The 25,933-nt window shown below is 72.0% G+C and carries 20 protein-coding genes and 1 pseudogene; 11 read left to right on the top strand and 10 right to left on the bottom strand.

All coding sequences use genetic code 11. The annotated features are described in order from the left end of the window. Positions 1-578 precede the first annotated feature (578 nt). Positions 579-1,562, bottom strand: a complete 984-nt coding sequence (locus tag QBL25_RS16505) for a LysR family transcriptional regulator (protein ID WP_409057795.1) — start codon at positions 1,560-1,562, stop codon at positions 579-581. Positions 1,563-1,812: 250 nt separating this feature from the next. On the opposite strand from QBL25_RS16505, the gene QBL25_RS16500 reads away from it, so the two are divergent. Continuing rightward, positions 1,813-2,796, top strand: coding sequence for an EamA family transporter (locus tag QBL25_RS16500; protein WP_409057794.1), 984 nt, complete (start codon positions 1,813-1,815; stop codon positions 2,794-2,796). On the opposite strand, the pseudogene QBL25_RS16495 reads toward QBL25_RS16500, so the two are convergent. The 3 genes and pseudogenes from QBL25_RS16495 to QBL25_RS16485 form a co-directional block, all read right to left on the bottom strand. Beyond that, positions 2,744-3,466: pseudogene (locus QBL25_RS16495) on the bottom strand (sugar phosphate isomerase/epimerase family protein); the annotation flags it as partial. The gene QBL25_RS16500 and the pseudogene QBL25_RS16495 overlap by 53 nt on opposite strands. After that, a complete protein-coding gene (locus tag QBL25_RS16490) occupies positions 3,463-4,413 on the bottom strand; it encodes a GNAT family N-acetyltransferase (protein WP_409057793.1) in 951 nt (316 codons plus the stop codon). The pseudogene QBL25_RS16495 and the gene QBL25_RS16490, both read right to left, overlap by 4 nt. 304 nt (positions 4,414-4,717) lie before the next feature. After that, positions 4,718-5,776 carry a LacI family DNA-binding transcriptional regulator gene (locus tag QBL25_RS16485; RefSeq protein WP_409057792.1) on the bottom strand — a complete coding sequence of 353 codons (1,059 nt, stop codon included), beginning with the start codon at positions 5,774-5,776 and terminating at the stop codon, positions 4,718-4,720. Positions 5,777-5,897: 121 nt separating this feature from the next. Between QBL25_RS16485 and QBL25_RS16480 the strand changes: the two genes are divergently transcribed. Genes QBL25_RS16480 through QBL25_RS16470 form a run of 3 tightly spaced genes read left to right on the top strand, consistent with a single transcriptional unit; the run spans position 5,898 to position 9,048 of the window. Then, complete coding sequence (locus tag QBL25_RS16480; RefSeq protein WP_409057791.1) at positions 5,898-7,064, top strand: Gfo/Idh/MocA family protein; 1,167 nt, start codon at positions 5,898-5,900, stop codon at positions 7,062-7,064. After that, positions 7,061-8,218 carry a dihydrodipicolinate synthase family protein gene (locus tag QBL25_RS16475; protein ID WP_409057790.1) on the top strand — a complete coding sequence of 386 codons (1,158 nt, stop codon included), beginning with the start codon at positions 7,061-7,063 and terminating at the stop codon, positions 8,216-8,218. Before QBL25_RS16480 ends, QBL25_RS16475 begins: the two co-directional genes overlap by 4 nt. After that, the gene (locus tag QBL25_RS16470; RefSeq protein WP_409057789.1) at positions 8,215-9,048 is read left to right on the top strand and encodes a sugar phosphate isomerase/epimerase family protein; all 834 of its coding nucleotides are present in this window, start codon (positions 8,215-8,217) and stop codon (positions 9,046-9,048) included. Before QBL25_RS16475 ends, QBL25_RS16470 begins: the two co-directional genes overlap by 4 nt. 129 nt (positions 9,049-9,177) lie before the next feature. On the opposite strand, the gene QBL25_RS16465 is transcribed toward QBL25_RS16470, so the two are convergent. Then, positions 9,178-9,729, bottom strand: coding sequence for a DUF937 domain-containing protein (locus tag QBL25_RS16465; RefSeq protein ID WP_409057788.1), 552 nt, complete (start codon positions 9,727-9,729; stop codon positions 9,178-9,180). Between the two features lie 273 nt (positions 9,730-10,002). On the opposite strand from QBL25_RS16465, the gene QBL25_RS16460 reads away from it, so the two are divergent. Beyond that, positions 10,003-12,381, top strand: a complete 2,379-nt coding sequence (locus tag QBL25_RS16460) for an ATP-dependent RecD-like DNA helicase (RefSeq protein ID WP_409057787.1) — start codon at positions 10,003-10,005, stop codon at positions 12,379-12,381. Between the two features lie 182 nt (positions 12,382-12,563). Further along, positions 12,564-13,862: a citrate synthase gene (locus tag QBL25_RS16455; RefSeq protein ID WP_409057786.1), complete on the top strand. Its 1,299-nt coding sequence runs from the start codon at positions 12,564-12,566 to the stop codon at positions 13,860-13,862. A gap of 426 nt (positions 13,863-14,288) precedes the next feature. On the opposite strand, the gene QBL25_RS16450 is transcribed toward QBL25_RS16455, so the two are convergent. The 5 genes from QBL25_RS16450 to QBL25_RS16430 all read right to left on the bottom strand — a co-directional run bounded on the left by QBL25_RS16450 (position 14,289) and on the right by QBL25_RS16430 (position 19,665). After that, on the bottom strand, positions 14,289-16,589 hold the full coding sequence (locus QBL25_RS16450) for a heavy metal translocating P-type ATPase (protein ID WP_409057785.1): 2,301 nt from the start codon (positions 16,587-16,589) through the stop codon (positions 14,289-14,291). Positions 16,590-16,671: 82 nt separating this feature from the next. Continuing rightward, a complete protein-coding gene (locus tag QBL25_RS16445) occupies positions 16,672-16,989 on the bottom strand; it encodes a heavy-metal-associated domain-containing protein (RefSeq protein WP_409057784.1) in 318 nt (105 codons plus the stop codon). Positions 16,990-17,166: 177 nt separating this feature from the next. Beyond that, on the bottom strand, positions 17,167-17,364 hold the full coding sequence (locus QBL25_RS16440; protein ID WP_409057783.1) for a MarR family transcriptional regulator: 198 nt from the start codon (positions 17,362-17,364) through the stop codon (positions 17,167-17,169). Positions 17,365-17,867: 503 nt separating this feature from the next. Beyond that, positions 17,868-18,761 (bottom strand): helix-turn-helix domain-containing protein, encoded by an 894-nt coding sequence (locus tag QBL25_RS16435; protein WP_409057782.1) that lies wholly within the window; start codon positions 18,759-18,761, stop codon positions 17,868-17,870. A gap of 4 nt (positions 18,762-18,765) precedes the next feature. Next, positions 18,766-19,665 (bottom strand): sugar phosphate isomerase/epimerase family protein, encoded by a 900-nt coding sequence (locus QBL25_RS16430; protein WP_409057781.1) that lies wholly within the window; start codon positions 19,663-19,665, stop codon positions 18,766-18,768. A 136-nt stretch (positions 19,666-19,801) separates the two neighbouring features. Here QBL25_RS16430 and iolC point away from each other — a divergent pair, with 136 nt between their 5' ends. The 5 genes from iolC to mmsA are packed head-to-tail and all read left to right on the top strand — an operon-like array spanning position 19,802 to position 25,872. Further along, on the top strand, positions 19,802-20,782 hold the full coding sequence (gene iolC, locus QBL25_RS16425; RefSeq protein WP_409057780.1) for a 5-dehydro-2-deoxygluconokinase: 981 nt from the start codon (positions 19,802-19,804) through the stop codon (positions 20,780-20,782). Then, entirely contained in the window at positions 20,775-21,656 is an 882-nt protein-coding gene (locus tag QBL25_RS16420) for a deoxyribose-phosphate aldolase (RefSeq protein ID WP_409057779.1), read from the top strand. The genes iolC and QBL25_RS16420 overlap by 8 nt, the downstream gene beginning before the upstream one ends. A gap of 9 nt (positions 21,657-21,665) precedes the next feature. Further along, positions 21,666-22,481 carry a 5-deoxy-glucuronate isomerase gene (gene iolB / locus QBL25_RS16415; RefSeq protein ID WP_409057778.1) on the top strand — a complete coding sequence of 272 codons (816 nt, stop codon included), beginning with the start codon at positions 21,666-21,668 and terminating at the stop codon, positions 22,479-22,481. After that, the gene (gene iolD, locus QBL25_RS16410; protein WP_409057777.1) at positions 22,478-24,352 is read left to right on the top strand and encodes a 3D-(3,5/4)-trihydroxycyclohexane-1,2-dione acylhydrolase (decyclizing); all 1,875 of its coding nucleotides are present in this window, start codon (positions 22,478-22,480) and stop codon (positions 24,350-24,352) included. Before iolB ends, iolD begins: the two co-directional genes overlap by 4 nt. Before the next feature lie 17 nt (positions 24,353-24,369). Then, the gene (mmsA, locus tag QBL25_RS16405; protein ID WP_409057776.1) at positions 24,370-25,872 is read left to right on the top strand and encodes a CoA-acylating methylmalonate-semialdehyde dehydrogenase; all 1,503 of its coding nucleotides are present in this window, start codon (positions 24,370-24,372) and stop codon (positions 25,870-25,872) included. Positions 25,873-25,933 lie beyond the last annotated feature (61 nt).

Raw genomic sequence — 25,933 nt, 5'->3', positions numbered from 1 at the left:
GAAACTTTCCGAGAGTCACGGATATCCCGAAGATTTCTGCCGGTCAAGGGATCCGGCGGCCACTGTGCGGGTGGAGGGGCCGCCACCGGCGCTGTTGGAGGGGTCCGCACCGGTGACGGCATGCTGCCGACCGCGGGCGGCGGAGAGGGTGGTCAGCGTTCGCAGCCAGCAGCGATGCCGACACCGCCTCGCGGAGACTCACCCGGCAGCACGGCGGTTGGACGGTGCGTGCCGCGCCCGGGTTCCCGCGCGCGGGGCGATTTCCGGAAAGTGGTACGGACGGGGGTCCTGCGCTTCAGGAGGGCTGCTCGACGGGCGGGGAGGCGGGTTGCTGGTCGGGCAGGGCGGCGGGTTGCTGTGGCGTGGGCTTTCTGGGGGGTGGCGCGGGGCTTTCCCGGGGCGGCAACGGGCTTTTCGGCCGCGGTGCCTGGGGTTTCGGGCGTGGCGTGGGGCTTTTCGGGCGCGGTGCCTGGGGTTTTGGGCGCGGCGTGGGGCTATCCGGCCGCGGTGCCTGGGGTTTCGGGGGTGGCGTGGGGTTTTCCGGGCGTGGTGCCTGGGGTTTCGGGCGCGGCGTGGGGCTATCCGGCCGCGGCGCCCAGCGTTTCGGGCGCGGTGCCTGGGGTTTCGGGCGTGGCGCCCAGCGTTTCGGGTGTCGGGGCGGGGGCCGCGGCCGGCCAGTGCTCCTGGAGGGTCCGTACCGTCTCGGCGATCGCGGGGCGCCGTGCCGCCCCGGCCCGCCACAGCGCGTACAGCCGCCGCACCGGCAGCGGGTCGAGTCGCACGGTGACCGCCCCGTCCGGGACCGTGCCGCGGCCGAGGCGGGGGATGAGCGCGATGCCGAGCCCCGCCGAGACCAGCGCGACCAGGGTGGGGTTCTCCTCGGCGGTGTGCGCGATGTCGGGTTCGCAGCCCGCCTCGCGCAGGGTGCGCACCAGCCACTCGTGGCAGACGAGGCCCGGCGGCTGCGTGATCCACCGCTCGCCCTTGAGCTCCTCGCGGCGCACGGAGTCACGGCCCGCGAGCGGGTGGCCGGCCGGCACGACGAGGTCGCACAGGTCGTCGCCGATGACGGCCTGCTCCACGCCGGGCGGCGTCGGCAGCGGGGCGATGTCCCAGTCGTGCACGACCGCCATGTCGACCGCGCCCTTGGCCACCAGGTCGATGGACAGATGCGGGTCGATCTCCGACATCCGGGCGTCGAGCGCGGGATGCCGCCGGGCGAGATCCGCGAGGACCCCGGGGAGCAGACCGCGCGCGGCCGAGGCGAACGCCGCGATGGTCAGACGCCCCGCGGGCAGCCCGCGCCGCTCCTCGAGCTCGGTCTCCGCGCGCTCCACGATCGCCATCAACTCCTGCGCGGTTGCGGACAGATGGCGGGCCTCCTCGGTGAGCGCCACACCCCTGCCCCGCCGCTCGAGGAGGGTGGTGCGGGTCTCGCGCTCCAGCTTGGCTATCTGCTGGGAGACGGCGGAGGGGGTGTAGCCGAGCGCGGTGGCGGCGGCTCCCACCGTGCCGTGCACGGAGACGGCGTGCAGGGCGCGGAGCCGGGCGAGATCGAGCACGGGGGCCCTCCATGGGTCACAGGTCACGGTTCACGGGTCACGGGTCACAGGTCACGGTTCACGGGTCGCGGGTCACAGGTCATGGGGCATGGGTCGACTCGGGCGCCGCGGCCGTTCCGGGCCTCGGGTCCTCAGGGCCGCCGCAGTCGGCGGCCCTGTACGGCGTCGCCCGATGCGTTAGCGCTGCTTCATCCCATCATGCAGAAATCCGCGCTGGTCCTACATGGTCGGGGCGGGTGATCCTCGACGCATGCGCCCCGCCCATGTCCTCCTCGCCGTCCTCGTCGCCGCCGTGTGGGGCGTCAACTTCGTGGTCATCGAGGTGGGCCTCGACCACTTCCCGCCGCTGCTCTTCTCCGCCCTGCGCTTCCTGGTGGCGGCGCTGCCCGCGGTGTTCTTCGTGGGGCGGCCCAAGGTGGCCTGGAAGTGGGTCGTCGGGGTCGGACTCGTCCTGGGAGTGGCCAAGTTCGGGCTGCTGTTCATCGGCATGGACGCGGGGATGGCGGCCGGGACGTCCTCCCTGATCCTTCAGATTCAGGCGGTGTTCACGGCCCTCTTCGCCTTCGTGGCCCTCGGCGAACGGCCGGGCCGGCCACGGGTCATCGGCATGGTCATCGCGCTCGCGGGCATCGGCGTCGCGGCGGTGGACGAGGGGGCGGCGGGCCCGCTCACGGCCTTCGCGCTGCTGATCGGCGCCGCGGCCTGCTGGGGCGCGTCGAACGTCCTGACCCGCAAGGCGTCCCCGCCCGACGCCCTGAACTTCATGGTGTGGGTGAGCACGGTCCCGGTCCTGCCGCTGCTCGGGCTCTCGCTCCTGTTCGAGGGCCCGGCGGCGGACCGCGACGCCCTGGCCGCACTGGACTGGCAGGGCGTCGGCGTCCTCGTCTACGTCGCCTGGATCACGACGGTCTTCGGCTTCGGCGCCTGGGGCCACCTGCTCCGCCGCCACCCCGCGTCGACCGTCGCCCCCTTCTCGCTCCTGGTCCCGGTCTTCGGGATGTCCGCCGCCGGTCTCGTCCTGGGCGAGTCGGTGAGCGCCCTTGGCTGGTGCGCGGCGGCGCTCCTGGTCGGCGGGGTGGCCCTGACGTCCCTGTCCGGGGTCAGACGGGGCGGTTCAGGAGCCGTGACAGGAAGTCCCGTCCCTGGCCCAGGAGTTCCGGAAGCGGAGCCGCCTTCTCGTACCACCGCTTCTCGTACTCCCAGCACAGCCAGCCGTCCCGGTGCTCCCCGCTGAGGAGCACGTCCACGACCTCGGCGAGCGGCAGCGCGCCCGCGCCGAGGCCGAGCGGGGTCGTGTCGTCGGCCGAGGCGATGTCCTTCACCTGGACGTAGCCGAGGTACGGGGCGAGGGCCGCGTGGCTGTCGGCGGGGGACTCGCCGCCGAGCCAGGTGTGCATCACGTCCCACAGGGCGCCCGCGTGCCGGTGGCCGACCGCGCCGAGGACGCGGGTGGCCGCGGCTCCGGTGCGGTGCGAGTCGTGGGTCTCCAGAAGGATGCGTACGCCGAAGTCCGCGGCGGACTCGGCCGCGGTGCCGAGCCGTCGGGCCGCCGTCGCGTCGGCCTCCTCGGCGCTCTGCTCGGTGCCGCCGCCGGGGAAGACGCGGATGAAGGGGGCGCCCAGGTCGCGGGCGAGGGTGAGCAGGGCGCGTATCTCGTCGAGGACCGGTCCGTCGTCGCCCGGCTCGGCCACGCGCGCGTACCCGGACACGCCGAGGATCTCGATGCCCGCGTCCTTGAACTGGGCCGCCACGTCGGCCCGTTCGCCGAGGTCGATGCCCGGGTGGACCGGCTCTTCGGGGTGCGCGCGCAGTTCGATGCCCTGGTATCCGTGCGTGGTGGCGAGGTCCAGCACGTCGGCGAGGGGGAGTCCGGGCACGCCGAGGGTGGAGAAAGCGAGTTTCATGACGCAGACCCTAGGTGCAGGTGCCAGTCCTGCCCCACCAGGTCGACGCCGAAGGAGCGGTGCGGCTTCTCGTCGACGAGGACGAATCCGTGCCGCTGGTAGATGGTGCGGGCGGCGCCGAGGATGTCGTTGGTCCACAGGACCATCTCGCGGTAGCCCACGCCCCGCGCGAAATCGACGCAGGCGGAGACGAGTTGGTCTCCTATGCCATGGCCGCGCGCGTCCGGCTCGACGAGCAGGAGCCGCAGCCGGGCGGTCCCCGGCGCCTCGTCGCGCACGCACATCACGCAGCCCGCGGGCCGCCCGTCGAGCTCGGCGATCCACACGCGCTCCAGGTGCGGGTCGTGGTCCTGCGCGAAGTCGGCGACGATACGGGCGACAAGGCCCTCGTAATCGGTGTTGAAGCCGAACTCGGCGGCGTACAGAGCGGCGTTGCGCTGCACGATCCAGCCGAGGTCGCCCGGGGCCGGGTCGCGCAGGACGGAGCGCGGGGGAGCCGCGCCGTTCTTGCCGGAGCTCAGGATCTCCCGCACGGTGCGCATGGCGTGGGCGAGGCGGGGTCGCTGGGCGGCCGGCACCTTGGAGAGCAGCGAGCCGACGGCCTCCGTGGACCGCTCGTCCAGGAGCCCGGCGGTCTCGCGCCCCCGCGCGGTGAGCGTGATGCGTTGGCGCCGGGGGTCACGCGACGAGGGCGCGCGCTCGACGATCCCGGACTTCTCCAGCTTGCCGAGCAGGCGGCTCAAGTACCCCGCGTCGAGGGACAGTTCGGCGCGCAGATCGGCCGCGTCGAGCCGGTCGGAGTGCGCCAGCTCGTACAGGACGCGGGCCTCGGTGAGGGTGTACGGGACGTACAGCTGACGGCTGTAGTCGAGGGCGCCGATGAGGTTGGTGTAGAAGCGGTTGAAGGTGCGGATCTCGTGGATGGGGGTGTCGACGGCGTGCGGCATGGGGGATCGCTCCCTCCGGCTGACGAGGGCGGGCGCCGGCCCCGGTCGGGCTCCGGCCCACCTTTGACTGAGTCAACGGTACGCCGCCCTGTCCCTGCCCGCCATGCCCCGCCGTGAGGAATCGGACTCAGTCCAGTGCACCGAGGTCCGACCAGGACCGGGAGGTACGAGGACGAGGTGAAGACCCCCTTCGGCCAGGACCTCGTCCTGCCTCTTCCCCGCGGCTACGGGAGTGCGGCATCCCGCTGTACGGGGTCATCGATCCCGAGGACGGGGTCTGCACCGTGTCGACGACATCAAGGGCTCAGCGGCACGGCGGCGCCGTCGACCCCCGGACCATCAGTTCGGCCCCGATCGTCGCCACGCCCCCGGGCGGGGCCTCCTCCGCTCCCGTGGCCAGACGGCCCGCGCGGGCGCCCGCCTCGTACAGCGGCAGTCGTACGGTCGTCAGGGCGGGGACGGCGTCGACCGAGAAGGGCAGGTCGTCGAAGCCCGCCACCGAGATGTCCTCGGGGATGCGCAGGCCGCGCTCGCGCAGGGCCGCGCAGGCGCCGAGGGCGACCGTGTCGTTGGCGGCCACGACGGCGGTCAGGTCGGGGGAGCGGCGCAGGAGTTCGAGGGTGGCCTCGTAGCCGGAGCGGCGGGTGTAGGGGCCGTGGACGGTCAGCTCGTCCTGGTCGGCGCCTCCCCCTGCGGAGGCCGCGAGGGCGTCGCGGTGGCCCTCCAGGCGGTGCCGGGTGGTCGTCCGCTCCATCGGCCCCGCCACGTACCCGATCCTGCGGTGGCCGAGGGTGAGCAGGTGCTCCGTGAGCCGCCGCCCGCCGTTGCGGTTGTCGAAGGTGAGCGTGGCGACCGCCGCGTCCGAGTCCTCCAGCGGCGGGCGCCCGCACAGCACGATCCGGGTGCCCGCGTCCGCCAGGCGTGCCAGCTTCGCGGACATCGCGGCGGCGTGCCCGGGGTCCTCCAGGGCGCCGCCGGTCAGGACGACCGCGGCGGCGCGCTGCCGCTGGAGCAGCGTCAGATAGGTCAGCTCGCGCTCCGGGGAGCCCCCGGTGTTGCACACCACGGCCATCCGCTCGCCGCCGGCGCGCCCGCCGGGACCGCCGATCTCGGACTGGACGGCGCCCGCCATGATCCCGAAGAACGGGTCGGCGATGTCGTTCACGAGGATGCCGACCAGGTCGGAGGTGGCCGCCGCGAGCGAACTCGCGGGCCCGTTGAGGACGTAGTCGAGGTCGTTCACGGCCCGCAGGACACGCTCCCGGGTGGCCGCGGCCACCGGGTAGTTGCCGTTCAGCACGCGGGAGACGGTAGCGGGGGAGACCTGGGCGCGGGCCGCCACGTCCGCCAGGGTCACGGTCATCTCGTCGTCCTCCGGTCACGGCTCTGGTCCGAAGCACTTGTCCGAACCTTGTGCGGCAGGCTAGCTTCTTCTTGGATAGAAAGCGCTTGCTATGCGCTTACCTGCGTACGGAGGGACCCCTGTGACTCGCAAGACGGTGCGCATCGCCATGAACGGCGTGACGGGACGGATGGGCTACCGCCAGCACCTCGTCCGCTCCCTGCTCGCCCTGCGCGAGCAGGGCGGTCTGCCCCTGGGCGACGCCGAGGGCACGGTGCTGTGGCCCGAGCCGGTCCTCGTGGGCCGCAGAGAGCACGCGCTGCGGGAGATCGCGGAACGCCACGGACTTGACCCCGCGACGAGCGTCTCGACCGACCTGGACGCGGTCCTCGCCGACCCCGCCGTCGACATCTACTTCGACGCCCAGGTCACCTCCGCGCGCGAGGAGGCCATCAAGCGCGCCATCGCCGCCGGCAAGCACGTCTACACCGAGAAGCCGTCCGCGACGGGCCTCGCCGGAGCCCTCGACCTGGCACGCCTGGCCCAGGCGGCCGGCATCAAGCACGGCGTGGTCCAGGACAAGCTCTTTCTACCGGGCCTGCTCAAGCTGAAGCGCCTCATCGACGGCGGCTTCTTCGGCACGATCCTGTCGGTCCGGGGCGAGTTCGGCTACTGGGTCTTCGAAGGCGACTGGCAGAGCGCCCAGCGCCCCTCCTGGAACTACCGCCAGGAGGACGGCGGCGGCATCGTCGTCGACATGTTCCCGCACTGGGAGTACGTCCTGCACGAGCTGTTCGGCCGCGTCCGCAGCGTCCAGGCGCTCGCCGCCACACACGTGCCGCAGCGCTGGGACGAGCAGAACAAGCCGTACGACGCCACGGCGGACGACGCCGCGTACGGCATCTTCGAGCTCGAAGGCGGCGCGATCGCGCAGATCAACTCCTCCTGGACGGTCCGCGTGAACCGCGACGAACTCGTCGAGTTCCAGGTGGACGGCACGGAGGGCTCGGCCGTCGCGGGCCTGCGCAACTGCCGGGTGCAGCACCGCGCCGCCACCCCCAAGCCGGTCTGGAACCCCGACCTGCCCGTCACCCACTCCTTCCGCGACCAGTGGCAGGAGATCCCCGACAACGAGGAGTTCGACAACGGCTTCAAGGCGCAGTGGGAGCTGTTCCTGAAGCACGTGTACGCGGACGCGCCCTACCACTGGGACCTGCACGCGGGCGCGCGCGGCGTGCAGCTGGCCGAACTGGGCCTGAAGTCCTCGGCGGAGGGCCGCCGCATCGAGGTGCCGGAGATCGCACGGTGACGCTCCTGCTCCCCGGGCCGGACGGCACCACGTACGCGTACGAGCCCCACCGCACCCCCTCGGCGGCCGCCCCCGGCGGCTCCCCCCTCACCTCCCGCACGGTCTTCTCGGCGGCCCACGTGGTCGCCGACCCCCGCGCCGACGTGTCCCCGGACTCCCCGGCGGCCGTCGACTGGGACGCGACCCTCGCCTTCCGCCGCCACCTGTGGGCGCAGGGCCTGGGCGTGGCCGAGGCGATGGACACCGCCCAGCGGGGGATGGGCCTGGACTGGAAGGGCGCGGCGGAACTGATCACGCGGTCCGCCGCCGAGGCCGAGTCGGCGGGCGGCGCGATCGCCTGCGGCGTGGGCACCGACCAGCTGACCGGCCCCGCCGGCCTCCCGGCCGTCCTGGCCGCGTACGAGGAGCAGCTGGCCCTGGTCGAGTCGACCGGCGCCCAGGTGATCCTGATGGCCTCCCGCGCGCTCGCCGCGGCGGCGAAGTCGCCGGACGACTACCTGGAGACGTACGGCCACCTCCTGCGCCAGGCGAGCGAGCCGGTCATCCTGCACTGGCTCGGCCCGATGTTCGACCCGGCGCTCACCGGCTACTGGGGCAGCGAGGACCTGGACGCGGCGACCGAGACCTTCCTGGAGGTCATCACCGCGCACCCGGACAAGGTCGACGGCATCAAGATCTCGCTCCTCGACCCGGGGCGCGAGATCGCCCTGCGCCGGCGCCTGCCGGACGGCGTGCGCTGCTACACGGGCGACGACTTCAACTACCCCGAGCTGATCGAGGGCGACGACCACGGCTTCAGCCATGCCCTGCTCGGCATCTTCGACCCCCTGGCCCCGCTGGCGGCGCGGGCGGTGCGGCTCCTGGACACCGGTGACACGAAGGGGTTCCGCGCCTGCCTCGACCCCACGGTCGAACTCTCCCGCCACCTCTTCCGGACCCCCACCCGCTTCTACAAGACGGGCGTCGTCTTCCTGGCCTGGCTCGCGGGCCACCAGAGCCACTTCACGATGGTCGGCGGCCTCCAGTCGGCGCGCTCGCTGCCGCACCTGGCACGCGCCTACGAACTGGCTGACGCCCTCGGCCTGTTCCCGGACGCGGGCCTCGCCGAGTCCCGCATGCGATCCCTCCTCACCACGTACGGAGTCGAGCAATGAGCGAGGGCCTTGCGCGCTTCTCCATCAACCAGATGACGGTCAAGCAGCTGTCCCTGCCGGAACTGGCCGCCGCGTGCACGGAGTCGGGGATCCCCGGCGTCGGCCTGTGGCGGGAACCGGTCCAGGCGTACGGCCTGGAGGAGACCGCCAAGCTCATGCGTGACGCGGGGCTGGCGGTGACCACGCTCTGCCGAGGGGGCTTCCTGACGGCGATCGATCCGCACGCGCGCGTGCGGGCCGTCGACGACAACAGGGCGGCGATCGACGAGGCGGCGGTTCTCGGCACGGACACGCTGGTCCTGGTCTCCGGCGGGCTGCCCGACGGGAGCAAGGACCTGCACGGGGCGCGGTCCCGTATCGCCGAGGCGCTTGCGGAGCTCGCCCCCTACGCGGCCGCGCGGGGGATCCGCCTGGCCATCGAACCCCTCCACCCCATGTTCGCCTCGGACCGGTGCGTGGTCTCCACCCTGGCCCAGGCACTCGACCTGGCGGAGCTGTTTCCGGCCGCCGAGGTCGGGGTGTGCGTGGACACCTACCACGTGTGGTGGGACGACCAGGCGCCCGCGCAGATCGCCCGCGCGGGCCGGGGCGGACGCCTGCACGCCTTCCAACTGGCGGACTGGGTCACGCCGCTGCCCGAGGGCGTGCTGAACGGGAGGGGCCAGCTGGGGGAGGGAGCGATCGACCTGCGGGCGTGGCGCGCTCTGGTGGAGGAGGCGGGCTACGCGGGCCCGGTGGAGGTGGAACTCTTCAACGAGCGGCTCTGGTCACGCCCCGGCGGGCAGGTCCTCACGGAAACGGCCGGGGCGTACGAACGCCACGCCTGCTGACCCCGCGGGCGGCACCCGGCGCTGCGGGGTCACGCAGCGCCGGGTGCAGGGTCACCTCGCTGCGGGATCACTCAGCACCGGCGCGCAGGGTCACCCCGCTGCGGGACCCCGCAGCGCCGGCGCGCAGGGTCACCGCTTCTTGTTGCCGCCCAGGATCTGGCCCAGCAGGTCCCCGATGCCGCCTCCGGACGAGGAGCCCGCGGACCCCGGCTTCGGGGACGTCCGGGCCCGTTTGGTCAGGACCGTCAGGAGCACCGGGATCAGCAGCTCGATCACGCGCGTCACGGTGGGCGCCGGCAGCCCCGTCTTCTTCGCGACCGCACTGGCCACGGGCCTGCTCATCTTCGCGAGGACCCCCGACAGCATCCCGCCCGCCGCGAGCCCCCCGAACCCTCCGAACCCGGCGATCCCCTGCGGAGGCGTCGCTTCGGCGAAGGCCTGTTCGACCTCCTCGGCCTCCGCGGGGTCCTCCGCCTTCTCCTGGAGGTTCCCCGAAAGCGCGTTCACCGTGGTCCCCACGACGTCCTGCGCCCCCGCGGCATCCGTCCCGAGCAGCCCCGCGATCTCCTGGAGCTTGTCGTCCCCGAGCTCGTCGAGGACGTCCTTCTCCAGCGAGGACTCCGGAGCGGCTCCGGGCCCGGTTCCGGTTCCCGGGGTGTTTTCGGCAGATTCTTCGCTCATGCGTTAAAAGCTACGTCCGCCCGACTTCCTCGGCACCCCGAAAAAACATGGCCTTGCCCGTGCAACCCTTCCGCCCCGACGCGGGTCGTACTTTGCGTCGGGACTTCCGTGGGGGGGATCTGGGGGGATCGCCGGAAGGCCGACAGGGGAGGGGAGACCCGAAGGGGCCCGGTCGCGAGACCGGGCCCCTTCGTAGTCGGCCGTCACCACTGCCCGGCCTCCACTTGTCCACAGGCTCCCCGCGCTGTCGGACCCGGCCGGTACCGTCGGATCATGTCCAGGCAAGAGGCAGAAGCGGACCGCCGGTTGGCCACGTTGGAAGGCGTGCTGGAGCGGATCACGTACGCCAACGAGGAGAACGGCTACACGGTCGCCCGGGTGGACACCGGCCGCGGCGCCGGCGATCTCCTCACCGTCGTCGGCGCGCTGCTGGGCGCCCAGGTGGGCGAGTCCCTCCGCATGGAGGGCCGCTGGGGCTCCCACGCCCAGTACGGCAAGCAGTTCACGGTGGAGAACTACACCACCGTCCTCCCCGCCACGATCCAGGGCATCCGCCGCTATCTCGGCTCCGGTCTCATCAAGGGCATCGGCCCCGTCATGGCCGACCGCGTCACCACCCACTTCGGCGTGGACACCCTCGACATCATCGAGAAGGAGCCGGGGCGCCTCGTCGAGGTCCCCGGCCTCGGACCCAAGCGCACAAAGATGATCGCCGCGGCCTGGGAGGAGCAGAAGGCCATCAAGGAAGTCATGGTCTTCCTCCAGGGCGTCGGCGTCTCCACCTCCATCGCCGTCCGCATCTACAAGAAGTACGCGGACGCCTCCATCTCCATGGTGAAGAACCAGCCCTACCGCCTCGCCGCCGACGTCTGGGGCATCGGCTTCCTCACCGCCGACCGCATCGCCCAGTCCGTCGGCATCCCGCACGACAGCCCCGAACGGGTCAAGGCGGGCCTTCAGTACGCCCTCTCCCAGTCCACCGACCAGGGCAACTGCTACCTCCCCGAGGAGCGCCTCATCGCGGACGCGGTGAAGCTGCTCCAGGTGGACACGGGCCTGGTCATCGACTGCCTCGCGGAGCTGGCCACGGAGGAGGAAGGCGTCGTGCGCGAGAGGGTCCCCGCCCCGGACAGCGGCCCCCACAGCGCGCCCCTCAGCGGCGCCCACGCCGGACCCCACGGCGCAGAAGAGGTCACCGCCGTCTACCTCGTCCCCTTCCACCGCGCGGAACTCTCCCTCTCCGCCCAGCTCCTGCGCCTCCTGCGCGCCCCCGAGGACCGCATGCCCGCCTTCCGGGACGTGGACTGGGACAAGGCCCTGTCCTGGCTCGCCGCCCGCACCGGCGCCGACCTGGCCCCCGGCCAGAAGGAAGCGGTCAAGCTCGCGCTGACGCAGAAGACGGCCGTCCTCACCGGCGGCCCCGGCTGCGGAAAGTCCTTCACGGTCCGGTCCATCGTGGAGCTGGCCCGCGCCAAGAAGGCCAAGGTCGTCCTCGCCGCCCCCACGGGCCGCGCCGCCAAGCGCCTCGCCGAGCTCACCGGGGCCGAGGCGTCCACAGTGCACCGCCTCCTGGAGCTGAAGCCGGGAGGAGACGCCGCGTACGACAAGGACCGTCCGCTCGACGCCGACCTCGTCGTGGTCGACGAGGCGTCCATGCTGGACCTGCTCCTGGCGAACAAGCTGGTGAAGGCCGTCGCCCCCGGCGCCCACCTCCTGTTCGTCGGAGACGTGGACCAGCTGCCGAGCGTCGGCGCGGGCGAGGTGCTGCGGGACATGCTCGCCGAGCACAGCCCGATCCCCGCCGTCCGGCTCACCCACATCTTCCGCCAGGCCCAGCAGTCCGGCGTCGTCACGAACGCCCACCGCATTAACTCGGGGGTGCCGCCCATCACCCAGGGCCTCTCGGACTTCTTCCTCTTCGTGGAGGACGAGACGGAGGACGCGGGCCGGGTCACGGTGGACGTGGCCGCGCGCCGCATCCCGGCCAAGTTCGGCCTCGACCCGCGCCGCGACGTCCAGGTGCTCGCCCCCATGCACCGCGGCCCCGCGGGCGCGGGCAACCTGAACGGCCTGCTCCAGCAGGCCATCACCCCCGGCCGGCCCGACGTCCCGGAGAAGCGCTTCGGCGGCCGGGTGTTCCGCGTCGGCGACAAGGTCACCCAGATCCGCAACAACTACGAGAAGGGGCAGAACGGCGTCTTCAATGGCACCGTCGGAGTAGTCACCTCGCTCGACTCCGACGAGCAGCGGCTCACCGTCCGCACGGACGAGGACGAGGAGATTCCGTACGACTTCGACGAACTGGACGAACTGGCGCACGCGTACGCGGTCACCATCCACCGCTCCCAGGGCAGCGAGTACCCCGCGGTGGTGATCCCCGTGACGACGGGGGCATGGATGATGCTGCAACGGAACCTGCTCTACACGGCGGTCACGCGCGCCAAGAAGCTGGTCGTCCTGGTCGGTTCGCGCAAGGCTCTGGGACAAGCGGTGCGCACGGTCTCGGCGGGCAGACGCTGTACGGCCCTGGATTTCCGGCTCGCCGGAGGCCGTGGCTCCGCACCTGGTTCCCCGCGCGGATCCGCCCCTGGATCGACCTCCGGATCCACCCCCGGATCCGGGCCCGGAAATTTTGATCGATCAAACGAGTAGGAAAGGTCACACACCACTTCCGCAACCAGGGCGAAGAGGGGCAGGATGAGTAGGTTGGCGGCACTCAGTGCCGCCAATAGGCCCAATGGTCGACCCCGAGTGCACTCTCCAGGGCCAAATGGGGGATGGTAGAGACAGTCAGGGCACCTCGAAGAAGAGGCACAACGTCGGTGAGGGATGACGTGAGCGAGAACGGTAACAACGCTGTAGTACTGCGGTACGGCGATGGCGAGTACACCTACCCGGTGATCGATTCGACCGTCGGCGACAAGGGCTTCGACATCGGGAAGCTCCGCGCCCAGACCGGTCTGGTGACCCTGGACAGCGGCTATGGCAACACCGCCGCGTATAAATCCGCCATCACCTATCTCGACGGTGAGCAGGGGATCCTCCGGTACCGCGGCTACCCGATCGAGCAGCTGGCCGAGCGCTCCACCTTCACCGAGGTGGCGTACCTGCTGATCAACGGCGAACTGCCGAAGGTCGACGAGCTCGCCAGCTTCAAGAACGAGATCACGCAGCACACCCTGCTGCACGAGGACGTCAAGCGGTTCTACGACGGCTTCCCGCGTGACGCCCACCCGATGGCCATGCTGTCGTCCGTGGTCAGCGCGCTGTCGACGTTCTACCAGGACAGCCACAACCCGTTCGACGAGAAGCAGCGTCACCTCTCGACGATCCGCCTTCTCGCCAAGCTTCCGACGATCGCCGCGTACGCCTACAAGAAGTCCGTGGGCCACCCGGTCGTCTACCCGCGCAACGACCTCGGCTACGTCGAGAACTTCCTGCGCATGACCTTCTCGGTCCCGGCCGCCGAGTACGACCTCGACCCGGTCGTCGTCGCCGCCCTGGACAAGCTCCTGATCCTGCACGCGGACCACGAGCAGAACTGTTCGACCTCCACCGTGCGCCTGGTCGGCTCGTCGCAGGCGAACATGTTCGCCTCGATCTCCGCCGGCATCTCGGCCCTCTGGGGCCCGCTGCACGGTGGCGCCAACCAGTCCGTCCTGGAGATGCTCGAAGGCATCAAGCAGGACGGCGGCGACGTCGACAACTTCATCCGCAAGGTGAAGAACAAGGAAGACGGCGTGAAGCTCATGGGCTTCGGGCACCGCGTCTACAAGAACTTCGACCCCCGGGCGAAGATCATCAAGGCTGCCGCGCACGACGTCCTGTCGGCGCTCGGCAAGGACGACGAGCTCCTGGACATCGCCCTCAAGCTCGAAGAGCACGCGCTGGCCGACGACTACTTCGTCGAGCGCAAGCTCTACCCGAACGTGGACTTCTACACGGGCCTCATCTACCGCGCGATGGGCTTCCCGACCGAGATGTTCACCGTGCTGTTCGCGCTGGGCCGGCTTCCGGGCTGGATCGCGCAGTGGCACGAGATGATCAAGGAGCCGGGATCCCGCATCGGGCGCCCGCGCCAGATCTACACCGGCGAGGTCCTGCGCGACTTCGTCCCGGTCGAGGGTCGCTGACCTTCCGGGCAAGCGAAAAGCGCCCCGCCGCCGATCCCCCCACGGGTCGACGGTCGGGGCGCTTTCCTGTTTCCCGGTGCGGATTCCCCCCACGGGATCCGGCCGGGCGTCTGTGGTGGCAGCGCGCCAGTCGTACTGCTGCGATCTGCCGGGACGCGTACGTATCGGGAGGGCCGCTCAAAGCTCCCCGGTGCACGTGCCCCGGCCAACGCATTCCTAGGAACATCCCCCAAGATGTCCCCGATGTCTAGAGACGTCCCCCAAGACGTCTCTGGCATCGTCCTCTTAGACTCGCGAGCTCCCTCAATGGTTACGTTCAGATCGCTGTGATCTGCGTCTCCATCATATGTCCTGTACATGCGCAAGAGGCCCGATATGCCGATCGGGACTCATGCGTGAGGATGCTGCGACCACTATGTGAAGAGACTATGTGAAAGTTCTGAGTCGCAGGCTGTTGGTGACGACAAAGACAGAGGAAAAAGCCATCGCGGCTCCCGCGATCATGGGATTCAGGAGCCCCGCCGCGGCGAGCGGCAGCGCGGCGACGTTGTAGCCGAAGGCCCAGAATAGATTGCCTTTGATGGTGGCGAGGGTCTTACGGGAGAGCCTGATCGCGTCGGCGGCCCCGCGCAAGTCCCCGCGCACCAGGGTCAGATCACTCGCCTCGATGGCCGCGTCCGTGCCCGTCCCCATCGCCAGACCCAGGTCGGCGGTGGCGAGTGCGGCGGCGTCGTTCACCCCGTCCCCGACCATCGCGACGACCTTGCCCTCGTCCCGCAGCCGCCGGACGACGCCGGCCTTCTCCTCGGGCAGGACCTCGGCGTACACGGCGTCCGCGTCGATGCCGACCGCCTCCGCCACCGCCTCGGCGACGGCGCGGTTGTCCCCGGTGAGCAGCACCGGCGCCAGGCCCAGGGCACGCAGCTCGCGCACCGCTTCGGCGCTGGTGTCCTTCACGGTGTCGGCGACGGTGAGGACACCGCGCGCCACACCGCCCCAGGCGACCAGGACGGCCGTACGGCCCGCCGCCTCGGCCTCCGCCCTGAGCGCGGCCACCGGGGCGAGCCCCTCGACTCCCGCGTCCGCCAGGAGCCGCTCACGGCCCGCGAGGACCTCGTGGCCTTCCACCGTGCCCCGCACGCCCGACCCCGCGACGTTCCGGAACCCCTCCACGGGCGGCAGGGCGCCCGTGGAGAGCCCCAACTCGGCGGCGGCGCCCGCCGCCACCGCCCGGGCCACGGGATGCTCCGAGGCGTGCTCCAGGGCCCCCGCGAGGCGCAGCAGCTGCTTCTCCTCGGTCCCCCCGGCGGCGTACACGTCCCGCAGGGTCATCCGTCCCGTCGTCACCGTCCCGGTCTTGTCCAGGACGACGGTGTCCACCCGGCGGGTGGACTCCAGGACTTCGGGCCCCTTGATGAGGATGCCGAGCTGCGCGCCGCGCCCCGTGCCGACCATCAGGGCGGTCGGGGTCGCGAGACCGAGGGCGCACGGGCAGGCGATGATCAGAACGGCGACGGCCGCGGTGAAGGCGGCGGTCACGTCGCCGGTGGCGCCGAGCCAGCCGCCGAGCGTGGCGGTGGCGATCACCAGGACCACCGGCACGAAGATCCCGGCGATCCGGTCGGCCAGGCGCTGCACCTGGGCCTTGCCGGTCTGCGCGTCCTCGACGAGCCTGGCGATCCTGGCCAGTTGGGTGCCGGAGCCGACCCGCGTGGCCTCGACCAGGAGCCGCCCCGAGACGTTCGCGGTCGCGCCGGTCACCGCGTCGCCCGCGGTCACGTCCACCGGCACGGACTCGCCGGTCAGCATCGAGACGTCGACCGCGGACGCGCCCTCGACGACGGTGCCGTCGGTCGGGACGGTCTCCCCGGGGCGTACGACGAAGCGATCGCCGACCACCAGGCGCGCGACCGGCACCCGGACCTCCGCGCCGTCCCGCAGCACGGCCGCGTCCTTGGCGCCCAGGGCGAGCAGGGAGCGCAGCGCGGCGCCCGCCTTCCGCTTCGAGCGGGCCTCCAGCCAGCGGCCGAGCAGGATGAACGTGACGACGCCCGCGGCGACTTCGAGATAGATCGTCGAGGCGGCGTCGGCGCGCGAGACGGTGAACGTGAAGCCGTGCCGCATCCCCGGCATCCCCGCGTCCCCGAGGAAGAGCGCCCACAGCGACCAGCCGAACGCGGCGAGCGTGCCCACCGACACCAGGGTGTCCATGGTCGCGGCGCCGTGCCGCAGATTCGTGAACGCGGCCCGGTGGAAGGGGTACCCGCCCCAGACGACGACGGGCGCGGCCAGGGTCAGCGAGAGCCACTGCCAGTTGTCGAACTGGAGCGGGGAGACCATCGCGAGCAGCACGACGGGCAGGGAGAGCAGCGCCGAGCCGATGAGCCGCTGCCGGAGGGTGTCCGGCTCGGTGATGTCGGCGGTGGTGGCCGGCGCACCCGCGTCCGGCGCACTGCCGTCCGCCGCGCCCGCCGCGCCTGCCGCGCCCGCGTCCGGCACCTCCGGCTCGGGTGGTGCCGGGACGATCTCCTGTGCGCTGTAGCCCAGTTTCTCGACCGTCGCGATCAGCTGGGCGACCTCGACCCCTTGCGCGTACGAGACCTTCGCCTTCTCCGTGGCGAGGTTGACCGACGCGGTCACGCCCTCCACGCGGTTCAGCTTCTTCTCGATGCGGGCGGAACAGGAGGCGCAGGTCATTCCGCCGACGGCGAGTTCGACTTCGTTCATGGCTCTTTCATGCGTCTGGGGTGAAGCGGCTGCGGGCCCCGTGGCGGTGCCACAGGGCCCGGGGTACCCGGCAGGGTGCGGGTCAGGCCTTGCTGACGCCGGTGAGCTCGTAGCCCGCCTCGTCGACGGCGGCGCGGACCGCGGCCTCGTCGAGCGGGGCCTCGGAGACCACGGTCACCAGGCCGGTGGCGGCCACCGCCTTGACCGAGCCGACGCCGGCGATCTCCGAGATCTCGTCGGAGACCGCGCCCTCGCAGTGACCACAGGTCATGCCGGTCACCTCGTACACGGTCGTCACGGCACCCGACGGCGTCGCGGCGTCGCCGGAGTGGCAGGAACCGCTGGGGGAGCAGCAGGAGCCGGTGGTCTCTGCCTGCGGGAGCTCGGTCTGGGCGCTCATGTCGTTCTCCTCGGTGAGGGTGCGGCGGGTGTGCGTGCCTGCGTGTGCGTCGTAATGTGCGGAAGGGGTCCCGGTGTTCCCGGAGCCCTCCCGACACTCACCACTCTATACCCCTAGGGGGTACACCTCAACGAGGGGGCCACCGAGGGGGCCGAGGGTGGTGTCCCAGCGGGGCGGTCAGTCTCTGCGCCCGCGGTTGCCCGGCCTCGCGGCGACCCAGGCGCGGATGGTGTCCGCGAACCAGTAGGGCTTTCCCGACTCCACGTGGTCGGGGTCGGGGAGCAAGCCGTGCTTGCGGTAGGAGCGCACGGTGTCGGGCTGCACCCGGATGTGCGCGGCGATCTCCTTGTACGACCAGAGCTTTCGGTCGGTCATCGATGACACCTCCCTGCGGGCGCCACAGGGGCGGCTCGGGGGAGCCGTCGGGGGAGCTGCGGCGCGGCGCTGGCGATCACTCAGCCTGTGCCCGGTGAACGACGCTTGGTGAGCGCGGGAGGGCGGCTGTCGACTCCCTGTGACGCAAGACCCGCGTATACGGGACATGTGTGACAGGAGGAGGTTGTTTGTGACGCTTGTGATGCATTCGGGCGGCGCGGAAGCGCGGCGCGTATCCGGCGCGCGGACCCGGGCGCCGGGCCGGGTGCCGAAGCGAGGTGGACCGGGCCCGCTGCGCCGGGCCCGGTCCACCGGCTTCCCTGCACCCCCCGTGCCGCGACGGCATCGAGGGTTCCCCCGGGCCGGATGGTTCGAGGGCAACAGGGTGCCGCCGCCGGGCTGCTCCGGTATTGGAAAAAACCGCACCGCGCGGAAGCGTCACGCAGCCCGGAAGCCTCTCGCCGCACGGGCGGAGAGCCGCACCGCGCGCCCGGTGGATCCCTTCAGGCCAGGACCAGGCTCGTCGGCTCGTCCGCGAGCCGGTCGGTCCCCGGCGGTCCGCCGCCGGGCGCCCGCGGGGTGCGCCGGACCGCGGCGAACTCGCGCGGCGTGCAGCCCGTCATGGCCTTGAACTCGCCGCTGAGATGCGCCTGGTCGTAGTACCCGCAGGCCGCGGCCGTCTCCGCCTGGGTGTGCCCCGCCATCAGCATCCGCCGGGCCCGCTGGAGCCGCAGGACCCGGCCCGCGGCCTTGGGTCCGATGCCGATCCGCTCCCGGAAGCGGTTCTCCAGCTGCCGCACGCTCCAGCCGACCTCGTCGGCGATGTGCCCCACGGGAGCGGCGCCCCGGGTGCGCACCAGCTCGTCCCAGGCCCGCACGGTCCGCCCGCAGCACGGCGGCCCGGCGTCCGCCCAGCGGGCGAAGACCTCGTCCAGGAGCGCGAACCGGGCCCGCCACGAGGGCAGCGCGCCCAGCGCCGCCGCGAGGTCGGCCACGCTGGCCCAGCGGCCCGGGCCCGGCCGGACGCCGAGCGCGTCCGGGTCGAGGTTCCGGTCGGCCACCTCGTGCAGGGCGGTGTCGAAGAGGGTGAAGGCGGCCCACGGGGCGAGCAGCACCTCGATGCCCGCGAGGCGCCCGTCGTGCTCGCCGAGCACCGGTGTCGTACCGAGCCCCGAGAGCACCGAGACCAGCGTCACCGGCTCCTGCCGCGCCCCCGCGAGCCCGGATATCCGCACCGGGTGCTCGGGCACGAAGCCGAGCACCAGCGTCACCGCCCCGATGGGCACCTCCAGCCTGCGCCGCGGCCGGCCGAGCGCGAGCCGGAACCCGCGGTAGCTGATGACCCCGGGGCGCAGCCGGGGGTGCGGTGCGGCGAGCGCGACCTCCCAGCCGTCCATCCCGCTAGGCGCCGCAGGAGCGCAGATACGACCGGGTGCGGCGGGCGATGGGCAGCGGCTTGTCCGGCGGGCACGGGTACATGTCCTGCTCGACGATGGCGAACAGGTCCACGCCCAGCTTCTGGGCCGCCGCGAGGACGGGCTCGATGGCGGGCACCCCGGTCGGCGGCTCGCACATCACGCCACGGGCCACGGCGGGCCCGAACGGCAGCTCCTGGGCGCGTACTTCGGCGAGGACGGCCGGGTCGACCTGCTTGAGGTGCAGATAGCCGATGCGCTCGCCGTACGTCTCGATCAGCTTGACGCTGTCGCCGCCGCAGTAGGCGTAGTGCCCCGTGTCCAGACAGAGCGAGACCAGGTCCGCGTCGGTCGCGTCCAGGAAGCGGGTGACGTTCTCCTCGTCGTCGATGTGCGTGTCGGCGTGCGGATGGACGACCACGCGCAGGCCGTAGCGCTCGCGCACCTCGTGCGCGAGGCGCTCGGTCTGGACCGTGAGCTGACGCCACTGCTCCGGGGTGAGCGTGCGGTCCTCCAGGACCTCGCCGGTCTTGTCGTCGCGCCAGAAGGACGGGATGACCACGAGGTGCTCGGCGCCCATCGCCTGCGCGAGGGCGGCGTTGTCGGCCACGTGGGCCCAGGTCTTGTCCCAGACGGAGGGCCCGTGGTGCAGGCCCGTGAAGACGGTCCCGGCCGACACCCTCAGGCCGCGCTTCTGCGTCTCGGCGGTCAGGACGGCCGGATCGCCGGGCAGGTAGCCGTACGGACCGAGCTCGATCCACTCGTATCCGGAGTCCGCCACCTCGTCGAGGAAGCGGGTCCACGGGACCTGGCCCGGATCCTCGGGGAACCACACCCCCCAGGAGTCGGGTGCCGAGCCGATCCGGATGCGTGACAGCGTCGTCATGCACGCCAGCTTTCAGGGCGCCGCGGAACGGTGTCAAGGAGTGGTCCGAATGTAAGGACAATGTGTTGACAGGGTTCTTGGGGCGGCATAGACCTAGGGGTGGGTCCAAGGGGGCGACGCCGAGGAGGAGTGCAGGGTGACCGATCCGTACGACGCCAGCGATCCGTACGACGTGATCACGATGGGCCGGATCGGGGTGGATCTGTACCCCTTGCAGGCCGGGGTGGCGCTCGCCGACGTCAGCACCTTCGGGAAGTTCCTCGGCGGCTCGGCGTCGAACGTCGCCGTGGCCGCGTCCCGGCTCGGCCGCCGGGTGGCGGTGATCACGCGCACGGGCCAGGACCCCTTCGGGGACTACCTCCACCGCGAGCTGCGGGAGTTCGGGGTCGACGACCGCTGGGTGAGCGGCGTCGCGGGCCTGCCCACCCCGGTGACCTTCTGCGAGGTCTTCCCGCCGGACGACTTCCCGCTCTACTTCTACCGGCAGCCGAAGGCCCCCGATCTCGACATCCACGAGAAGGAACTCGACCTGAAAGCGATCGCGTCCGCACGGGTGTTCTGGATGACGGGCACGGGGCTCTGCGCGGAGCCGAGCCGCTCGGCGACGCTGGCCGCGCTGAGCGCCCGCGCCAGGGCGGGCCTCACCGTCTTCGACCTCGACTGGCGGCCGATGTTCTGGGAGCGGGCGCAGGAGGCCCGGGGCTTCTACGCCGAGGCGCTCGCGCGGGCCACGGTCGCGGTCGGCAACCTCGACGAGGTCGAGATCGCCACGGGCGTACGGGAACCGGAGGCCGCCGCCCGCGCGTTGCTGGACTCCGGCGTCGAACTCGCCGTGGTCAAGCAGGGCCCCGCGGGGGTCCTCGCGATGAACCGCGCGGGCGAGCGCGCCGAGGTGCCGCCGCTGCCCGTGACGGTGCTCAACGGCCTAGGCGCCGGGGACGCCTTCGGCGGGGCGCTGTGCCACGGGCTGCTCGCCGGGTGGGAGCTGGCGCGGACCATGCGGTACGCCAACGCGGCGGGCGCCATCGTCGCGTCGCGGTTGGAGTGCTCGTCCGCGATGCCGTTCCCGGACGAGGTCGACGCGGCGCTCGCCGCGGGACCCGTGACCCATGGTTGACGTCACGGCGCTCGTCAGGACCCGGGCCGGACACCCCGAGGCCATCGCCGAAGCGGCCGCCCGGCGCGTGCGCCGCCCGCTCCTCGGTGACGGCGGCCGGCTGATGATCATCGCCGCCGACCATCCCGCGCGGGGCGCCCTGTCCGTCGGCGGGGACAAGCTGGCCATGGCCCACCGCGGGGATCTCCTGGAGCGGCTCTGCCTGGCGCTCTCGCGGCCCCGCGTGGACGGCGTGCTCGCCACCGCCGACATCCTGGAGGACCTGCTGCTGCTCGGCGCCCTCGACGGCAAGGTCGTCATGGGGTCGATGAACCGCGGCGGGCTCGCGGGGGCCTCGTTCGAGCTGGACGACCGGTTCACGGGGTACCGCGCCGAGGACATCGCCCGGCTCGGCTTCGACGCGGGCAAGCTCCTGCTCCGGGTCGACTACGAGGACCGCGGCTCGCTCGACACGCTGCACTCCAGCGCCCGCGCCGTCGACGCCATGGCCGCGCGGAAGCTGCCCGTCTTCGTCGAGCCGTTCCTCTGCCGGCGCGCCCCCGAGGGCGGACCGCCGCGCAACGACCTGAGCGCCGAGGCCGTCACCACCTCCATCGCCATCGCGTCGGGGCTCGCCGGGACATCGGCGTACACCTGGCTGAAGGTGCCCGTGACGGAGAATCCGGACGACATGGCGCGCGTCATGGAGACCTCGACCCTGCCCGCCGTCCTGCTCGGAGGCGACCTCGGCGACGACGGCGACGCCGCCTACGAGAAGTGGCGCGGGGCGCTCCAACTGCCGACCGTGCAGGGCCTGGTCGCCGGGCGCACGCTCCTGTACCCGGCCGACGGGGACGTGGCGGGCGCCGTCGACACCGCTGTCGGACTGCTGTAGGAGGGCGACATGACGTACGTACCGAAGGGCAGCGCGGCCGACGGCCCCTATGCCCTCGACCTCGATCCCAAGCGGTCCGGTCTGGTCTATTCCGCGCTGCGCGTGGTCGACATCGAACCGGGCACCACGCACTCCTTCGCCACCGGGGAGAGTGAATGGATCGTGCTCCCGCTGACCGGCGGCTGTACGGTGCACGCGGAAGGCGAGATCATTGAACTGCTGGGCCGGAGCAGTGTGTTCGGCGGAGTGAGCGACTTCGCCTATGTGCCCCGTGACGCCCAGATCCAGATCGCCTCCGGCGCGGGAGGCCGCTTCGCCCTGGCAGGAGCGAAGTGCGAGCGTCGACTCCCCGCCCGCTACGGCTCCGCGCCGGAGGTTTCCGTCGAACACCGCGGCAGCGGCACCTGCGCCCGCGAGGTCCGCAACTTCGCGTCCGCCGACGCCTTCGGCTGCGACCGGCTCATCGCCGTCGAGGTGATCACCCCCGGCGGCAACTGGTCCTCGTACCCGCCGCACAAGCACGACGAGCACCGCCCCGGCGTCGAGGCCGAGCTCGAAGAGATCTACTACTTCGAGATCGAGCCCGGCGAGCAGGGGCAGGAGGGCTTCGGCTACCAGCGGGTCTTCCCCTCGCGCCCCGGCGGCACCGACGTCCTCGCCGAGGTCCGCACGGGCGACGCCGTGCTCGTCCCCGACGGCTGGCACGGCCCGTCGATCGCCCAGCCGGGCCACGGCATGTACTACCTGAACGTGATGGCGGGCCCCGGCGACGAGCGGGAGTGGCGGATCTGCTTCCACCCCGACCACACGGAGGGATACCGATGACCACGACGAGGCTCACCACCGCACAGGCCCTCGTCCGCTTCCTGACCCGGCAGTTCACCGCACGCGACGGCGAGCGGCACCGGCTCGTCGACGCCACCTGGGGCATCTTCGGCCACGGCAACGTCGCCGGAATCGGCCAGGCGCTCCTGGAGCACGGCGAGGACATGCCCTTCCACCAGGGCCGCAACGAACAGGCCATGGTGCACGCCGCCGTCGGGTACGCCCGCCAGTCGGGCCGCCTGTCCGCACACGCCGTCACCACCTCCATCGGCCCCGGCGCCACCAACCTCGTCACCGGCGCCGCGCTCGCGACCGTCAACCACCTGCCCGTCCTGCTGCTGCCCGGCGACACCTTCGCCGCCCGCCCCGCCGACCCGGTGCTCCAGCAGCTCGAAGTCCCGTACGCGGGCGACGTCTCGGTGAACGACTGCCTGCGCCCGGTGTCGCGGTACTTCGACCGGATCACCCGGCCCGAAGCCCTGATCCCGGCCGCGCTCGCCGCCATGCGGGTCCTGAGCGACCCGGCCCAGACGGGCGCCGTCACGCTCGCGCTTCCGCAGGACGTGCAGGCGGAAGCCTTCGACTGGCCCGAGGAGTTCTTCCGCGAGCGGACCTGGACCGTACGCCGGCAGGCCCCCGACCCGGCAGAACTTGCCGCCGCCGTACGGGCCGTGCGCGCCGCGCGGCGCCCCCTGATCGTCGCGGGCGGCGGGGTCCACCACAGCGCGGCCGAAGAGGCGCTGCGGGAGCTCGCGGACGCGACCGGCATCCCCGTCGCCTCCACCCAGGCGGGCAAGGGCTCCCTGCGGTTCGACCACCCCGCGGACGTCGGCGGCATCGGGCACACCGGCACGGCCACGGCCGACGAACTCGCCCGCACCGCCGACCTGGTGATCGGCGTCGGCACCCGCTACAGCGACTTCACCACCGCCTCGCACACGCTGTTCACCACGCCGGACGTCCGCTTCCTCAACCTCAACGTCACCGCGTTCGACGGCCACAAGATGGCGGGCGCGCCCCTGATCGCGGACGCCCGCGCGGGCCTCGAAGCCCTGACCGCCGCCTTGGCGGGCTGGCGGGTGCCGTCCGCGTACGTCGCCGAGTACACCGAGGACAAGGCGCGCTGGGAGCAGCGCGTCGACGCGGCGTACGCGACGGACGAACCGGACGTCCGGCCCACCCAGCTCCAGGTGCTCGGCCTCCTGGACGCGCTGGTCACGGACGAGGACGTGCTCATCAACGCGGCCGGGTCCCTGCCCGGAGACCTCCACAAGCTGTGGAGGGCGCGCTCACCCCGCCAGTACCACGTCGAGTACGGCTACTCCTGCATGGGATACGAGATCCCCGCCTCGATCGGGGTCGCCCTCGCGGCACCGGACCGCCCGGTGTGGGCGCTGGTGGGCGACGGGACGTATCTGATGATGCCGACCGAGATCGTCACGGCCGTACAGGAGAACATCCCGGTCAAGGTCGTGATCCTCCAGAACCACGGGTACGCGTCCATCGGCGGGCTCTCCGAGTCCGTGGGCGGCGAGCGGTTCGGCACGGCCTACCGCTTCCGGGCGCCGGACGGCACGTACACCGGCGCTCCGCTGCCCGTCGATCTCGCGGCCAACGCGGCCTCGCTCGGGATGAGGGTGATCCGCGCCAAAACAGTGGCTGACCTGCGGGATGCCCTCGCCGAGGCGCGGGCGGCCGACGGTCCCACATGTGTCTACGTGGAGACGGAAACGGCAGACACAGTGTCGCCCCCGCCCCCGGCGCAGGCGTGGTGGGATGTGCCCGTGGCCGAGACCGCGGACCGACCGCCGGCGGTCAAGGCCAGGAAAGAGTACGACCGGCACGTCTCAGCCCGACGCCGCCACCTGTGAGAGTAGGGATGCTTGTCATGACGAAGACCGTCCATCACTGGATCGGTGGGAAGACCGTCGAGGGTGCGTCAGGCACGTTCGGGCCGGTGACCGACCCGGCGACCGGCGCCGTCACCACGCAGGTCGCCTTCGCCTCCGTGGACGAGGTGGACGCGGCCGTCGCCTCCGCGCGTGAGGCGTACGCCACGTGGGGCAAGTCGTCCCTCGCCAAGCGCACCTCGGTCCTCTTCGCCTTCCGCGCGCTGCTCGACGCCAACCGTGACGCGATCGCCGAGCTGATCACCGCCGAGCACGGCAAGGTCCACTCGGACGCGCTCGGCGAGGTCGCCCGCGGCCTGGAGATCGTGGACCTCGCCTGCGGGATCACGGTCCAGCTCAAGGGCGAGCTGTCGACCGAGGTCGCCTCGCGCGTCGACGTCGCCTCGATCCGCCAGCCCCTCGGCGTCGTCGCTGGTATCACGCCGTTCAACTTCCCGGCCATGGTGCCGATGTGGATGTTCCCGCTGGCCATCGCCTGCGGCAACACCTTCGTCCTGAAGCCCTCGGAGAAGGACCCCTCGGCCGCGCTGAAGATCGCGGAACTGCTCTCCGAGGCGGGCCTGCCGGACGGCGTCTTCAACGTCGTGCACGGCGACAAGGTGGCCGTGGACGCGCTCCTGGAGCACCCGGACGTGGCGGCCGTCTCCTTCGTCGGCTCCACCCCGATCGCCCGGTACATCCACACCACCGCGACCGCCAACGGCAAGCGCGTCCAGGCGCTCGGCGGCGCCAAGAACCACATGCTGGTCCTGCCGGACGCCGACCTCGACGCGGCGGCCGACGCGGCCGTCTCGGCGGCGTACGGCTCCGCGGGCGAGCGCTGCATGGCCATCTCGGCCGTCGTCGCGGTCGGCTCGGTCGGCGACGAACTGGTCGCGAAGATCAAGGAACGCGCCGAGAAGATCAAGATCGGCCCCGGCAACGACCCGGCGTCCGAGATGGGCCCGCTGATCACCGCGGCCCACCGCGACAAGGTCGCCTCGTACGTCACGGGCGCCGCCGCCGAGGGCTGCGAGGTCGTCCTCGACGGCACGGGCCACACCGTGGAGGGCTTCGAGGACGGCCACTGGATCGGCCTCTCGCTCCTGGACCGCGTGCCGGTGACGGCCGCCGCGTACAAGGACGAGATCTTCGGCCCCGTCCTGTGCGTGCTGCGCGTGGACACCTACGAGGAGGGCGTGGCGCTGATGAACGCCTCTCCCTTCGGCAACGGCACCGCGATCTTCACCCGGGACGGCGGCGCCGCGCGCCGCTTCCAGCTGGAGATCGAGGCGGGCATGGTGGGCGTCAACGTCCCGATCCCCGTGCCGGTCGGCTACCACTCCTTCGGTGGCTGGAAGGACTCCCTCTTCGGGGACCACCACATCTACGGGAACGACGGGACGCACTTCTACACCCGGGGCAAGGTCGTCACGACCCGCTGGCCCGACCCGTCGGACGCGCCCGAGGGCGTGGATCTGGGCTTCCCGCGCAACCACTGAGGCCGGACGGGGGCCCGCGTACCGCGACCGCGGTATGCGGGCCCCGCCCGTACTCCTCAGG

It is taken from the genome of Streptomyces sp. SYP-A7185, from assembly GCF_046103685.1.
GTDB lineage: Bacteria > Actinomycetota > Actinomycetes > Streptomycetales > Streptomycetaceae > Streptomyces.
This window is presented reverse-complemented; position numbering and strand designations above follow the sequence as displayed.

Bases quoted from the DNA above. Each gene is read 5' to 3' on its own strand.
- QBL25_RS16460 (WP_409057787.1), top strand. From the start codon at position 10,003: ATGTCCAGGCAAGAGGCAGAAGCGGACCGCCGGTTGGCCACGTTGGAA.
- QBL25_RS16500 (WP_409057794.1), top strand. From the start codon at position 1,813: ATGCGCCCCGCCCATGTCCTCCTCGCCGTCCTCGTCGCCGCCGTGTGG.
- QBL25_RS16440 (WP_409057783.1), bottom strand. From the start codon at position 17,364: ATGACCGACCGAAAGCTCTGGTCGTACAAGGAGATCGCCGCGCACATC.
- QBL25_RS16430 (WP_409057781.1), bottom strand. From the start codon at position 19,665: ATGACGACGCTGTCACGCATCCGGATCGGCTCGGCACCCGACTCCTGG.
- QBL25_RS16470 (WP_409057789.1), top strand. From the start codon at position 8,215: ATGAGCGAGGGCCTTGCGCGCTTCTCCATCAACCAGATGACGGTCAAG.
- QBL25_RS16490 (WP_409057793.1), bottom strand. From the start codon at position 4,413: ATGCCGCACGCCGTCGACACCCCCATCCACGAGATCCGCACCTTCAAC.
- QBL25_RS16435 (WP_409057782.1), bottom strand. From the start codon at position 18,761: ATGGACGGCTGGGAGGTCGCGCTCGCCGCACCGCACCCCCGGCTGCGC.
- iolD (WP_409057777.1), top strand. From the start codon at position 22,478: ATGACCACGACGAGGCTCACCACCGCACAGGCCCTCGTCCGCTTCCTG.
- QBL25_RS16420 (WP_409057779.1), top strand. From the start codon at position 20,775: ATGGTTGACGTCACGGCGCTCGTCAGGACCCGGGCCGGACACCCCGAG.
- QBL25_RS16445 (WP_409057784.1), bottom strand. From the start codon at position 16,989: ATGAGCGCCCAGACCGAGCTCCCGCAGGCAGAGACCACCGGCTCCTGC.
- iolB (WP_409057778.1), top strand. From the start codon at position 21,666: ATGACGTACGTACCGAAGGGCAGCGCGGCCGACGGCCCCTATGCCCTC.
- QBL25_RS16450 (WP_409057785.1), bottom strand. From the start codon at position 16,589: ATGAACGAAGTCGAACTCGCCGTCGGCGGAATGACCTGCGCCTCCTGT.
- mmsA (WP_409057776.1), top strand. From the start codon at position 24,370: ATGACGAAGACCGTCCATCACTGGATCGGTGGGAAGACCGTCGAGGGT.
- QBL25_RS16465 (WP_409057788.1), bottom strand. From the start codon at position 9,729: ATGAGCGAAGAATCTGCCGAAAACACCCCGGGAACCGGAACCGGGCCC.
- QBL25_RS16485 (WP_409057792.1), bottom strand. From the start codon at position 5,776: ATGACCGTGACCCTGGCGGACGTGGCGGCCCGCGCCCAGGTCTCCCCC.